A 12,639-nucleotide genomic window follows, 5' to 3' on the forward strand; every position below is an offset into this window, starting at 1 on the left:
TCCAACCTTGATCGCGTAATATCGGCCGAGTGCCTGTTTCGGCAGGCTTTTTGGCGATCACTCATGATGAAAACCGCTCACGATTTGTTTGCTGGCTCTTCTTATTTCCGCCGCAGGCGCTAAGCTTTGCGTGACAGTTCGATGACAATCGAGTGACGCTTTTGTTGTGGGCCGGGGAACTATTGAAGTGGCAAAGACCAAGCAGAGCGCAGCCGAGGCGGCGCCCCAGTTTCTTGAAGGCGATCCGTCGACCGGCTATCTGCCGGCGCGCAAATGGCCTGTCATCCGCTATGGCCTTACCAGCTTGCTGGCTGCGGCCATCCTTGTGTTTGCCATCGAACTGATCGTGCGCGGCAACTTTGCCGGCACCATTGATTTCTTTCTGCAGCCTTTCAAACCCGGCTGGACCACGATCATCATTTTTGCGCTGATCCTCATCGGCCTCGACGCCGTGCTCGGCCGCAGTCATCAGAGCCTGATGATCGTCGCGCCGCTGACATTGTCGCTGGCGTTCGTCGGCCACCAGAAGTCGCTGTATCTCGGCGATCCGCTCTATCCGACCGATTTCCTCTATTCCCGGCAGATCGTGGCACTGATGCCGCTTCTGGTACGCGACCGCCCGGGAACCGCCATTGCCCTGGCGATCGGCATCGTCGGCGGGCTGTCGCTGCTCGTCTATGGCTGGCGGCTATGGCGCCGCCGCGTTCCGGCACTCAGCCACAAGGGCCGCCTTGCCCGGCTGACGCTGACGGTGCCGCTGATCGCCTTCTTCGTCTCCATCATGGACTATGCCACTTTCTCGTGGACACGCGACCGGCTGCAGATCATCCCGATCATGTGGGACCAGAAGGAAAACTATGCCTCGAACGGTTTTGCGCTCGCCTTCGCGCTGAACGTCCCGATGGCGCATGTCTCGGCGCCGCCGGGCTATTCCGGCAAGGCGATCGAAGCGATCGGCAAACCGCAGGTGACGGCTTCGGTACCCGCCGAGAAGCCCGACATCATCGTCGTCATGAGCGAATCCTTCTGGGATCCGACCAAGCTACCCGGCGTCACCATCACGCCCGACCCTATCCCCAATGTGCGGGCACTGCGCACGGGTTACATGTTCTCGCCCGAGTTCGGCGGCATGACGGCCAACATCGAGTTCGAGGCCCTGACCGGCTTTTCCAACGCCTTCCTGCCGGCGGGCAGCATTCCCTACCAGCAATATGTGCGGACACCGACTCCCTCGCTGGCGACCTTCCTGAAAAGTCAAGGCTACCGGGCGCGCGCTATCCATCCCGGCACTAACTGGTTCTGGAACCGGGGGGCCGTCTATGCCGATTTCGGCTTCAACGACTTCAAGTCCGAGGAGACGTTGCCGCCCATGCAGAAGCGCGGACCGCTCGCGTCGGACGCTGCGATGACCGACGAGATCATCCACGAAGCCGATACCAGCGCCGAGCCGGTCTTCTTTTTCGCCGTCAGCCTGCAGAACCACGGGCCGTATGAGCCGTATCGCTATAACAATCCGACCCACAAGGTGCAGGCGCCGATCAGCCAATGGGCGCGTGAATCGCTGTTGAGCTATGCCGAAGGCTCTTCCGACGCGGACCGCGGCCTCGAGCGGCTGATCGAATGGGCGAAGAAACGCGAGCGGCCGACCGTCATCGCGTTCTTCGGCGACCATCTGCCGCCGCTTGGGCCGGTCTACGTCGAGACCGGCTTCCTGAAGGACAATGTTGCGCCGCGCAAGGAGGCGGCCGACCAGATGCTGCTGCACCACCAGACGCCGCTGATCGTCTGGTCGAATCGCAGCGGCCCGGCCGAGGATCTGGGCGCCGTCAGCCCGTCCTTCCTGCCCTACCATATCCTGAAGACAGCCGGCATCAGCCATCCCTATTACACCGGCTTCCTCGGACAGTTGCGAGAGCGCTACCGCGTTATCGACCGCAATTTGCTTTTGGCACCGGGGGGCGACGCCACCCCCGATTGGTCGCGTCAGAAAGAGATCGATCCGGCAATCCGCGACTTCCGTCTGCTGCAATACGACATGATGTTCGGCAAGCGCCATGCGGCGCCCGATTTCTTCCCCGAAACCACAGGCAAAGTGGCTGCACACACGAGTTGAGCAGCGGCTGCGGGAGAGCGGCCGACGTCGTTCAGTTCGTCAAGTGCAGCTGCGAAATCGAGCTTCCGATTTTCAGGAAGACGCTTTCGAGCTGACTGACGTCGTTGGTCGGGTAATAATCCGACGGCGACGATGCGCAGGCCTCGTAGAGCTTGCGGTTGGCTGCGGTGTCGGCCTGCAGCAGCACTGTGAATATCTGCACGTCCTGCTTCTTCAATGTGTTGCATACATTGGTTGTCCAATCGTCGACATTGCGCGCAGCCGCGGTCTGGTCGCTGGATCCAAACCGACCCGAGGCCAGGAATCCGTAGGAGCCATAGTCCGACTTCTGTGGCGTATCCTTCGCGCCATAGACAACATTCTCGCCGTCGGTGAGCAGCAGCACCGTTTTGGTCGTGCCTGACGCCCTGAACGGCGCGCCGTCGCTGTAAGGCGGTTCCGGCGAGAGCACCCGCATCCCCCATGACAAGCCTTCCGAAACATTGGTCCCCGAGCCGTTCCATTCGATCATCTCACCGACGGCCTTCCGCAATTTGTCGAAATCATCGGTCAGCGGCACTATCGGCGTCGGACAGGCCCGGTTTGGGCCGATAGTCAGTGGGCCTCTCTTGTCGTTGATCAGCTTCATCGTCGAAACACTGTACTTCGCCATGTCGCTGGTGAGGCCGGGAAGCACGGTGACAACGGTATCGTCGAGATAGGAATTGTTGTAGCCGGTCGCTGAATTGCCGTAGGAGCTGGTTGGATTTTTAGCGTTACCTGGATCATCCGGCGCGAAATAGGGTACGAACAGGGTCTCCGGTTTGTTTTGGTCGGGCGAAATGTCGGAAACATTGTTGGTTCCGGGCCGCGCTTCGACGCAGCCTCTCCATTCGACGCCCAATTGCTTGAACAGGTCCATATGGTTGACGCGCTTGCCGCCGACCAAGGGGAAATTGGCGCCATTGTTCGGCGATTTGCCGGCCATGTCGATCCAGGCCGGATCGTAGTCCTCGCCCTTGACGTTGACGGCGGTGACGAACGGCACCACCGCGACACGTACGCTGCGCGTCGGCGACTTCGCCGCTTCGAGCATATCGATCAGGGCCGTCGCCGCCGTCCGCAATGCGCCGATGCGATCGTTGCTGGCCATCGACCCGGTATTGTCGAGCACCAGCACGACTTCGAGCTGATTGGTCGATTCGACGGCGCCGGCATCGACGGTGATGCGCTTGTCGTTGCCGAACAGGAAGGCGAAGTTCAAATTGACGTCCGCCATGGCGACAGCCTTTGTCTGGATGTAATTGAGGCCCCTTTCCACGGTAAGCGTCGCTTCGGCGTTCCTCAACTCGCTGTGGCCGGCGACATTGGTCTGGAAGTAGCGGTCGAAGACGTCCTTGCGCGAAGCCTCGATGTCGCCGAGATGCGAAGATGCAAGGTTCGCGGCATCGAGCGCGTTCTGCAAGCTGACCTTGGCCCTCATCAAGGTGGACACGTCCACGGCAAAGGCGACGGCGGTCAGAACCGCAGGCAGCCCGAACGCCAGCATCAGGGCAAAGTTGCCGCTCTTCGAACGGCAGAATTTGTTGAAAAGCATTTTTGTCCCCAAAACCGCCTTGCTGCCGACCTCGCGCAGACTGTTTGCTTTTGCATCCGCATGATGAACGACGGGTTGCCGCCACACCCGCCGGTGCTGGAACTTCGCATGGTGGTTAAGGTCCGGTTTCAGGAAATCCGTAAGCCTTGCCGTCGAGGCCCGTGGCGCTCTGGGACGGTAGGGCCGTTTGCCCTGTCGTTTGGCCTTGCTTTGCGGTCAAATTCCTGTATAGACGCCCGCAATCTGCCGGTCCTTGCTGGGGGCTGAACGGAGGGCCGGAGGTTTTTCGAAACCTTCGTGTGAAGCCAGAAGCGCTTCCGCCTCCCGTGTCTCCGCTCTCGACCGTCTCGTCATGCTCCTTTCTTCCCCGCCTTCGCAAGGATTGCGGGTCAGAGAAGTTGCAGAGGCTTTTGCCGCCGGGAACCGGGAGAGAAACGAAGAAAGGCACGAACACTATGGCTCTATACGAACATGTGTTTCTTGCCCGGCAGGACCTCTCGCAGCAGCAGGTCGATGCGCTTGTCGAACAGTACAAGGGCGTCATCACCGCGAATGGCGGGTCCGTCGGCCGGGTCGAGAACTGGGGACTGAAGTCCCTCACCTACCGGGTCAACAAGAACCGGAAGGCATATTATACACTCATGGACATCACCTGCCCGCCGGCCGCGCTCAATGAGATGGAGCGCCAGATGGGCCTGTCCGAGGACGTGCTGCGTTTCCTGACCACCAAGGTCGATGCGCATGAGGAAGGTCCGTCGGCAATGATGCAGAAGCGCGAAGAGCGCTCGGAACGCGGCGGCTTCGGCGACCGCGACCGTGGCGATCGTGGCCCGCGCTCATTCGGCGACCGCGATCGCGGTGACCGTGGTGATCGTCCGCCGCGCAGCTTCGGCGATGGCGGTGCCGATCGTGGCCCGCGCCGTCCGCGCGAAGGCTTTGAAGGAGCCGCAGAATAATGGTCGACATCAACCAGATCCCAACCCGGCGCCCCTTCCACCGTCGCCGCAAGACTTGCCCGTTCTCCGGCGCCAACGCGCCGAAGATCGACTACAAGGACGTGCGGCTTCTGCAGCGCTACATCTCCGAGCGCGGCAAGATCGTGCCATCGCGTATCACCGCCGTCAGCCAGAAGAAGCAGCGCGAACTCGCCAAGGCGATCAAGCGCGCCCGCTTCCTCGGCCTGCTGCCCTACGTGGTCCGCTAACACTTCAGGCGGGCGGTTCGCCGCCCGCTTTTTCACCGGCCACGACGGGCGTAGCCGGATCGAACACCAAATCCCGGGTTGGATTTCGACAAGAGATCCTAACTGCCGCGACAGGCAGGACAGCGACACAGGCGGCGACGCCCCAGCTTCCTGACCTGTTCCAGACAACTCGGCGCCGATCCTGAGGATAGCGCCCAAGCGAAGGAACAAAACCATGGAAGTCATTCTTCTCGAACGCGTTTCCCGCCTCGGCCAGATGGGCGATACCGTCAAGGTCAAGGACGGGTTCGCCCGCAATTTCCTGCTGCCGCAAGGCAAGGCGCTGCGCGCCAACGAAGCTAACAAGAAGAAGTTCGAGGGACAGCGGGCCCAGCTCGAAGCCCGCAACCTGGAGCGCAAGTCCGAAGCCGCGCAGATTGCAGAAAAGCTCGACGGCAAGAGCTTCATCGCGGTGCGCTCGGCCGGCGAGACCGGTCAGCTTTATGGTTCGGTCTCGACGCGCGACATCGCCGAGCTGGTGACGGCGGAAGGTTTTTCGGTCAACCGCAACCAGATCCTGCTCAACCAGCCAATCAAGACCATCGGCGTCACCAATGTGGCGATCGCGCTGCACCCGGAAGTCGAGGTTACCATCACGCTCAACATTGCCCGCACGGCCGACGAAGCCGAGCGCCAGGCCAAGGGCGAAACACTGACCACCGCCGAAGCCATCTACGGCGAGGACATCAACGATAATGCGCGGCCGGAAAACTTCTTCGATCCGAATGCGGAGTTCGAAGGCGGCGAAGACAACGGCTGATCGTCATTTCGTCGGCATTCGCCGGCTAATCGCTATTCTGGACCAATGCCCGGGCCTCGTACCCGGGCATTTTTATGCCAAATGGAACTTTTCGAACCCCTATATCTTGATGCAGAATAGGACAGCATGTCTGGCCGAGAGGGGACAATTGGTCATGAATATTCTGCTGAAACGCGTTCTCGACCGCCTGGTCCGCATAGGCAATCTCAAGGTGACAGGGCCGCAAGGCTCGATGGTGACTTTCGGTGACGGCAGCGGCGAGCCGGTGCACATGCACATTAAGACAAGGCATGCCGAGCGCGCAATAACCTTCGATCCGATGCTGGCGGTGCCGGAAGCCTACATGGACGGTGAACTCGACATTCTCGAGGGCGGCGTGCTGGGGGTGATGCGGATTGCCTTCCAGAACATGGGCAGCGGCGGTATCGATGCCACCTGGTCGAAGGCGATCGAAGGTCTGCGCCACGCCTTCCGGCGCCTGCAGCAGATCAACACGGCGTCGCGGGCGCGCCGCAACGTGCAGCGCCATTACGATCTGTCGGGCGACCTCTACCGCCTCTTCCTCGATGAGGACATGCAATATTCCTGCGCCTATTTCGAGCAGCCGGACATGACGCTCGACGAGGCACAAGCGGCCAAGAAGCGCCATATCGCCGCCAAGCTCAGGCTGAAGGCCGGCCAGACGGTTCTTGATATCGGCTCCGGCTGGGGTGGGCTTGGGCTCTATCTAGCCAAGGCGTTCGACGTCGACGTGCAAGGCGTGACGCTGTCGACCGAGCAGCACGGCGTCGCCACCGACCGCGTCCATGCGCAAGGCCTGCAAAACCGGGTGCATTTCGACATCAAGGACTATCGCGAGCTCAATGAGCGTTTCGACCGCATCGTCTCCGTCGGCATGTTCGAGCATGTCGGGGTCAATCATTTCCGCACCTTCTTCGACAAGTCGGCGACGCTGCTGAAGCCGGACGGCGTCATGCTGCTGCACACGATCGGCCGCTCCGGCGTGCCGTGGGCAACCAGCGCCTTCATCCGCAAGTACATCTTCCCGGGCGGCTACATCCCGTCGCTATCCGAAGTGATGCCGGCCATCGAAAAATCGGGGCTCGTCGTCATCGATATCGAGGTTCTGCGGCTGCATTATGCCGAGACACTGAAGCATTGGGGCGAGCGCTTCGCGGCCAACCGCGACAAGGCCAAGGCGATTTATGACGAGCGCTTCTGCCGCATGTGGGAGTTCTATCTTGCCGCCTCGGAAGCTGCCTTCCGCTGGCAGGATCTGGTGATCTTCCAGATCCAGATTGCCAAGAAGAACGACACGCTGCCGATGACGCGCGACTACATGGCCAGTTGCGAGAAGGCGCTGGAGATGCGCGATCTTGGACGTCGCGAAAAGGCTCCGGTGGCCAAGCCCACTCGCCGCCGCAAGGTGGCGGATCCGGAGTAGACTGCCGGCATCACGCCATTGCCGCTTGTCATTGCCGGCCGGCACGCTGAAAAGGGTCCCGTCAACGCAGGACCTTTTTTCATGACCTACCTCCTCTACGTCGCCGCCGCACTTGCCGAGATCGCCGGCTGCTTTTCGTTCTGGGCGTGGTGGCGGCTGGACAAGTCGCCGCTGTGGTTGGCGCCCGGTCTCGTCTCGCTCGTGCTATTCGCGTGGCTGCTGGCGCTGGTCGACACCAGCGCGGCGGGCCGGGCCTATGCCGCCTATGGCGGCATCTACATTGCCGCCTCGCTGGCCTGGTTGTGGCTGGCGGAAGGCGTGCACCCCGACCGCTGGGATCTTGCCGGTGCCGCGATCTGCATCGTTGGCGCCTCGGTCATTCTGCTCGCACCTCGGACTGCCTAAGCGATGGAACTGCCCGTCCCGCTTAGACAAGGCGTCGACCGCCTTCTCGAACAGGTGCCGTTGCCGATGCTTAAGCAAGCGGCAAAGACGCTGTCGGACCGCTACCGCGCAGAGTTGCGCGACGGTCGCCTGCACATGGCCGAAGACATGGCGGTGAAGGCCTATCTGGCAACGCGGCTACCGGCGACCTATGCGGCCGTTCGCGCCAGCCTCGATGCGGTGGGCGAGTCTCGGCCCGACTATGCTCCGAAGACCTTGCTCGATGTCGGCGCCGGCCCTGGCACGGTGCTTTGGGCCACAATCAATCTCTGGCCGGATCTCGAACAGGCGGTGCTACTCGAGGCCGGCGCCGCGGTACGAAGGGTCGGCGAAGCACTTGCCGCGGATTCGATCACGGCCAGGACCGCCTGGCGGACCGGCGACATCACCATCGACCTGGTCGATCTGGAGCCGGCCGAGCTGGTGACTTCAGCCTATGTGCTGGATGAGATCGCGCCGGCATCGCTGGCAAAACTCGTCGACCGGCTCTGGCAGCTGACCGCAGACACGCTGCTGGTGGTCGAGCCGGGCACGCCGGCCGGCTGGCAGCGTATTCTTGCCGTGCGGCGGCAGCTGATCGAGGCGGGCGCGCACGTGCTTGCGCCCTGCCCGCATGAGGCGCCCTGCCCGCTCGTCGCCCCCGACTGGTGCCATTTCGCCCGCCGCGTCGCCCGCTCGCGCCTACACCGTCTGGCCAAGGATGCCGAGGTGCCGTGGGAGGACGAGAAATTCATCTTTGTCGCGGCCTCCCGCCATCCGGCCGCTCCGCCTCGAGCGCGAGTGATCGCACCGCCGAAGTCGGGCTCCGGCAAGGTCTTGCTGAAGCTTTGCGAACAGGATGGGGGTGCTGCCGAGCGACTGTTCACCAAGCGCGACGGCGAGACGTTCAAGGCCGCGCGGCGACTGGATTGGGGTGATGCCTTGCCGGAATGACCGGCAGTTATTTTCCTGTTTTGTTCTCGCCTGAGAACGGCTAGGCTCGCCATCTTGATTCGAGTCAATCGAGATTCTTTCCACCGAAAGATCCTGGCTGTGAATCGCGGGCATCAAAGTTGGTTGGTTGGGGACTGATGCAGATAAGTCATCACCGACTTGTCTCGTTCTGATATCGAGAGACGGGGATCAGGACCGGGGACATCATGGCAGAGGCAGCACGAAAATTCGGCGTGGCGGAAACACCGCTCTATCGCGAGGCGCCGAACAATATCGAGGCCGAGCAGGCGCTGCTCGGCGCCATACTGGTCAACAACGATGCCTTCTACCGCGTCTCCGACTTCCTGAAGGCCGGCCATTTCTACGAGCCGCTGCATAGAAAGATCTTCGAGGTCGCGGCCGAGCTCATCCGCATGGGCAAGATCGCGACGCCGATCACGCTGAAGACCTTCCTGCCGGCCGACGAGAAGGTCGGCGACATGACGGTGGCGCAATATGTCGTGCGGTTGGCGGTCGAGGCCGTCACCGTCGTCAACGCCACCGACTATGGCCGCGCCATCTATGATCTGGCGACGCGGCGCGCGCTAATCACTGTCGGCGAGGACATGGTCAACATCGCCTATGACGCGCCGGTCGACATGTCGCCGTCCGACCAGATCGAGGATGCCGAGCGGCGCCTGTTCGAATTGGCCGAAACCGGCCGCTACGATGGCGGCTTCGAGAGCTTCACCGATGCCGTCAAGACCGCCGTCGACATGGCCAATGCGGCTTATATGCGCGATGGGCATTTGTCGGGCGTTGCTACCGGCTTGCGCGATCTCGACCGCCGCATGGGCGGCCTGCAGTCGTCCGACCTGATCATCATTGCCGGCCGCCCCGGCATGGGCAAGACCTCGCTCGCCACCAATATCGCCTTCAACATCGCCGAGGCCTATGTCCCGGCGCAGCAGGCGGACGGCTCGTTCAAGGCGGCCAATGGCGGCGTCGTCGGGTTCTTTTCGCTCGAAATGTCATCCGAACAGCTGGCCACCCGCATTATTTCCGAACAGACGGAAATCCCGTCGTCGAAAATCCGGCGCGGCGAGATCAGCGAGATGGATTTCGAAAAGCTGGTCGCCTGCTCGCAGACAATGCAGAAAATCCCGCTGTTCATCGACCAGACCGGCGGCATTTCCATCGCTCAGCTGTCGGCCCGCGCGCGTCGCCTGAAGCGCCAGCGCGGCCTCGACGTCATCGTTATCGACTATATCCAGCTGATGCAGGGATCGAGCGCGAAATCCTCGCAAAACCGCGTCCAGGAAATCACCGAGATCACCACCGGCCTCAAGGCACTAGCCAAGGAGCTGGCGGTGCCGATCATCGCGCTGTCGCAGCTGTCGCGCCAGGTCGAGAGCCGCGACGACAAGCGCCCGCAGCTTTCGGATCTGCGCGAATCGGGCTCCATCGAGCAGGACGCCGACGTGGTGCTGTTCGTCTACCGCGAGGAATATTATCTGAAGAACCGCGAGCCGAAGCCGGGCACCGACGAATACATCAAATGGGAACACGAGATGAACGAGATGCGCGGTAAGGCCGAGGTCATCGTCGCCAAACAGCGCCACGGCCCAACGGGATCGGTCAGCCTCGCCTTCCAGGGCGAATTCACCCGCTTCTCGGACCTTGCGGAAGAGCATCATTTGCCGGATCGGTTCGAGTGACCTCTTGATACAGGTCTCATTCCTTCGCACCCCCCTCTGTCCTGCCGGACATCTCCCCCTCAAGGGGGGAGATCGGATGTCATTTCGGCTTTCGGCAATCGTCAATGCTGCTAGATGTACGGCAATATCGGAGCTGCCAATCTCCCCCCTTGAGGGGGAGATGTCCGACAGGACAGAGGGGGGCGCTGTCCCGCCGACCTGTCTTTCAATTGCCGCAGGCCGCGCCTGATGGCCAAATCGCGCGTCCAGTTCATCTGCCAGAATTGCGGCTCCGTGCATCAGCGCTGGGCCGGCAAATGCGATGCCTGCGGCGAGTGGAACACGCTGGTCGAGGAAGGCACGTCAGGCGGCATAGGTTCCGGCCCGGCCAATACGCGCAATGCACGCAAGGGCCGCGCGGTGGTGCTGACCAGCCTCTCCGGCGACATCGAGGACGCGCCGCGCATCGTCTCCGGCATCGGCGAACTCGACCGCGCCACCGGCGGCGGCTTCGTGCGCGGCTCGGCGCTGCTGGTCGGCGGCGATCCCGGCATCGGCAAGTCGACGCTGCTCACCCAGGCCGCGGCCGCGCTGGCGGCAAAGGGCCACCGCATCGTCTATGTCTCGGGCGAAGAGGCGGTCGCGCAGATCAGGCTGCGCGCCCAGCGGCTCGGCGTCGCCGACACCCCGGTCGAGCTCGCCGCCGAAACCAATGTCGAGGACATCCTCGCCACCATCGCCGATGGCAAGCGGCCGGATCTGGTCATTCTCGATTCGATCCAGACGCTGTGGACCGATATGGCCGATTCGGCGCCCGGCACGGTGACCCAGGTGCGTGCCGCCGCCCAGGCGATGATCCGCTACGCAAAATCCACAGGGGCGGCGATCGTTCTGGTCGGCCACGTCACCAAGGAGGGCCAGATCGCCGGACCGCGCGTCGTCGAGCACATGGTCGACGCGGTGCTCTATTTCGAGGGCGAAGGCGGCCACCACTACCGCATCCTGCGCACGGTCAAGAATCGCTTCGGGCCAACCGATGAGATCGGCGTCTTCGAAATGTCGGACAAGGGCTTGCGGGAAGTCGCCAACCCGTCCGAGCTTTTCCTCGGTGAGCGCCATGCGAAGTCGCCGGGTGCCGCGGTTTTCGCCGGCATGGAAGGCACACGGCCGGTGCTGGTCGAGATCCAGGCGCTGGTGGCGCCATCGACGTTGGGCACACCGCGCCGCGCCGTCGTCGGCTGGGACGGTGCCCGGCTGTCGATGGTCCTGGCGGTTCTGGAAGCCCATTGCGGCGTCCGCTTCGGCACGCACGACGTCTATCTCAACGTTGCCGGCGGCTACCGCATTTCGGAGCCGGCGGCCGACCTGGCAGTGGCGGCGGCACTGGTTTCCTCGCTCACCGGTCTTGCCCTTCCCGCCGATTGCGTCTATTTCGGCGAAATCAGCCTTTCGGGTGCGGTGAGGCCGGTTGCGCATGCGCAGCAGCGCCTCAAGGAAGCCGAAAAGCTGGGTTTCGGACGCTCGGTTCTGCCCTTGGGCAGCGAGGAACTTGTTGGTGGTAATGGGGTCGGGGGGATCGGAGCCGGCGCTTTCCAGCCCACCGAGCTTGCCGATCTCGTGGCGCGCATAGCCGGCTCTCGGCGCAGCCGCGCCGACGAGCAAGAGTGATGCGGCTCGTCGGGCCGTGAAAAAGAGATCGGAGTGGGGCGAAAAACATGCCGATTACGCTGCTTGACGGAATTCTCGTCGGCTTCACCCTGGTCTCGGCGATGCTCGCTATGGTTCGCGGCTTTTCGCGCGAGATCCTGTCGATCATCTCCTGGGCAGCCGCCGCGGCAGCCGCCTTCTTCTTCTACAAGCCGGTGCTGCCTTACATCCAGCCCTATGTCGACAACGAAAAGGCCGCCATGGCGGCGGCCGCCGGTATCGTCTTCATTGTCGCGCTGATCGTCGTTTCGGTCATCACCATGAAGCTCGCCGACTGGATCATCGATTCCAGGATCGGCGCGCTCGATCGTACACTTGGCTTCCTCTATGGCGCGGCGCGCGGCATTCTGGTCGTCGCTGTCGCGCTGCTTTTCTTCAATTGGCTGGCGGGCGCCAAGGCTCCAGGCTGGATTGCCAACGCCAAGTCAAAGCCGTTGCTCGAATCGATCGGCGCCAAGCTCGAAAGCCTGCTGCCCGAGGATCCGGAAAACGCCATCCTCAACAAGCTCAATCCGAATCAGCCGGCCACCGAGACGCCTCTGGCCCCCGACGCGCCTGCAGCGGAAGCCCCTGCCGCCGGCGACGACGCCACTGCTCCGGCACCCGACGACAGCGATGCGCCGCCGGCCGACAATGCGCCCGCGACGCCGGCACCTGCAAACCCGGCGCCGGCGAACTGATTTCGACAGACTTGCGAGGCTCAAGACTGTCGATCATGTGAACGCCGCACGACGTGCGTTGCT

The 12,639-nt window shown here is 62.6% G+C and carries 11 protein-coding genes; 10 read left to right on the plus strand and 1 reads right to left on the minus strand.

Annotated elements, in window-relative coordinates:
• Positions 1-187: 187 nt before the first annotated feature.
• Positions 188-2,113: an LTA synthase family protein gene (locus NKI29_RS06625; RefSeq protein WP_352795729.1), complete on the plus strand. Its 1,926-nt coding sequence runs from the start codon at positions 188-190 to the stop codon at positions 2,111-2,113.
• A gap of 31 nt (positions 2,114-2,144) precedes the next feature.
• Here the strand turns inward: NKI29_RS06625 and NKI29_RS06630 are convergent, their stop codons facing one another.
• Positions 2,145-3,689 carry a pilus assembly protein TadG-related protein gene (locus tag NKI29_RS06630; protein ID WP_352795731.1) on the minus strand — a complete coding sequence of 515 codons (1,545 nt, stop codon included), beginning with the start codon at positions 3,687-3,689 and terminating at the stop codon, positions 2,145-2,147.
• A gap of 455 nt (positions 3,690-4,144) precedes the next feature.
• Between NKI29_RS06630 and rpsF the strand changes: the two genes are divergently transcribed.
• From rpsF to NKI29_RS06675, 9 genes are all read left to right on the plus strand, one after another.
• Positions 4,145-4,645 (plus strand): 30S ribosomal protein S6, encoded by a 501-nt coding sequence (rpsF, locus tag NKI29_RS06635; RefSeq protein ID WP_352795732.1) that lies wholly within the window; start codon positions 4,145-4,147, stop codon positions 4,643-4,645.
• Positions 4,645-4,893, plus strand: a complete 249-nt coding sequence (rpsR, locus tag NKI29_RS06640) for a 30S ribosomal protein S18 (protein WP_006203718.1) — start codon at positions 4,645-4,647, stop codon at positions 4,891-4,893. Before rpsF ends, rpsR begins: the two co-directional genes overlap by 1 nt.
• Before the next feature lie 214 nt (positions 4,894-5,107).
• Positions 5,108-5,692 carry a 50S ribosomal protein L9 gene (gene rplI / locus NKI29_RS06645; RefSeq protein WP_254820243.1) on the plus strand — a complete coding sequence of 195 codons (585 nt, stop codon included), beginning with the start codon at positions 5,108-5,110 and terminating at the stop codon, positions 5,690-5,692.
• Between the two features lie 154 nt (positions 5,693-5,846).
• Positions 5,847-7,136: a cyclopropane fatty acid synthase gene (locus tag NKI29_RS06650; RefSeq protein ID WP_352467170.1), complete on the plus strand. Its 1,290-nt coding sequence runs from the start codon at positions 5,847-5,849 to the stop codon at positions 7,134-7,136.
• Between the two features lie 81 nt (positions 7,137-7,217).
• A complete protein-coding gene (locus NKI29_RS06655) occupies positions 7,218-7,541 on the plus strand; it encodes a YnfA family protein (RefSeq protein ID WP_352467171.1) in 324 nt (107 codons plus the stop codon).
• A 3-nt stretch (positions 7,542-7,544) separates the two neighbouring features.
• Complete coding sequence (locus NKI29_RS06660) at positions 7,545-8,513, plus strand: small ribosomal subunit Rsm22 family protein (protein ID WP_352467172.1); 969 nt, start codon at positions 7,545-7,547, stop codon at positions 8,511-8,513.
• A 206-nt stretch (positions 8,514-8,719) separates the two neighbouring features.
• A complete protein-coding gene (locus tag NKI29_RS06665) occupies positions 8,720-10,210 on the plus strand; it encodes a replicative DNA helicase (RefSeq protein ID WP_352592085.1) in 1,491 nt (496 codons plus the stop codon).
• Positions 10,211-10,438: 228 nt separating this feature from the next.
• Positions 10,439-11,857, plus strand: a complete 1,419-nt coding sequence (gene radA / locus NKI29_RS06670; protein ID WP_352795734.1) for a DNA repair protein RadA — start codon at positions 10,439-10,441, stop codon at positions 11,855-11,857.
• Between the two features lie 47 nt (positions 11,858-11,904).
• Positions 11,905-12,576: a CvpA family protein gene (locus tag NKI29_RS06675; protein WP_023677716.1), complete on the plus strand. Its 672-nt coding sequence runs from the start codon at positions 11,905-11,907 to the stop codon at positions 12,574-12,576.
• Positions 12,577-12,639 lie beyond the last annotated feature (63 nt).

Source organism: Mesorhizobium sp. M0678 (assembly GCF_040320505.1).
GTDB lineage: Bacteria > Pseudomonadota > Alphaproteobacteria > Rhizobiales > Rhizobiaceae > Mesorhizobium.

Bases quoted from the DNA above. Each gene is read 5' to 3' on its own strand.
- NKI29_RS06650 (WP_352467170.1), top strand. From the start codon at position 5,847: ATGAATATTCTGCTGAAACGCGTTCTCGACCGCCTGGTCCGCATAGGC.
- NKI29_RS06630 (WP_352795731.1), bottom strand. From the start codon at position 3,689: ATGCTTTTCAACAAATTCTGCCGTTCGAAGAGCGGCAACTTTGCCCTG.
- NKI29_RS06655 (WP_352467171.1), top strand. From the start codon at position 7,218: ATGACCTACCTCCTCTACGTCGCCGCCGCACTTGCCGAGATCGCCGGC.
- rplI (WP_254820243.1), top strand. From the start codon at position 5,108: ATGGAAGTCATTCTTCTCGAACGCGTTTCCCGCCTCGGCCAGATGGGC.
- NKI29_RS06675 (WP_023677716.1), top strand. From the start codon at position 11,905: ATGCCGATTACGCTGCTTGACGGAATTCTCGTCGGCTTCACCCTGGTC.
- NKI29_RS06660 (WP_352467172.1), top strand. From the start codon at position 7,545: ATGGAACTGCCCGTCCCGCTTAGACAAGGCGTCGACCGCCTTCTCGAA.
- NKI29_RS06665 (WP_352592085.1), top strand. From the start codon at position 8,720: ATGGCAGAGGCAGCACGAAAATTCGGCGTGGCGGAAACACCGCTCTAT.
- rpsF (WP_352795732.1), top strand. From the start codon at position 4,145: ATGGCTCTATACGAACATGTGTTTCTTGCCCGGCAGGACCTCTCGCAG.
- radA (WP_352795734.1), top strand. From the start codon at position 10,439: ATGGCCAAATCGCGCGTCCAGTTCATCTGCCAGAATTGCGGCTCCGTG.
- rpsR (WP_006203718.1), top strand. From the start codon at position 4,645: ATGGTCGACATCAACCAGATCCCAACCCGGCGCCCCTTCCACCGTCGC.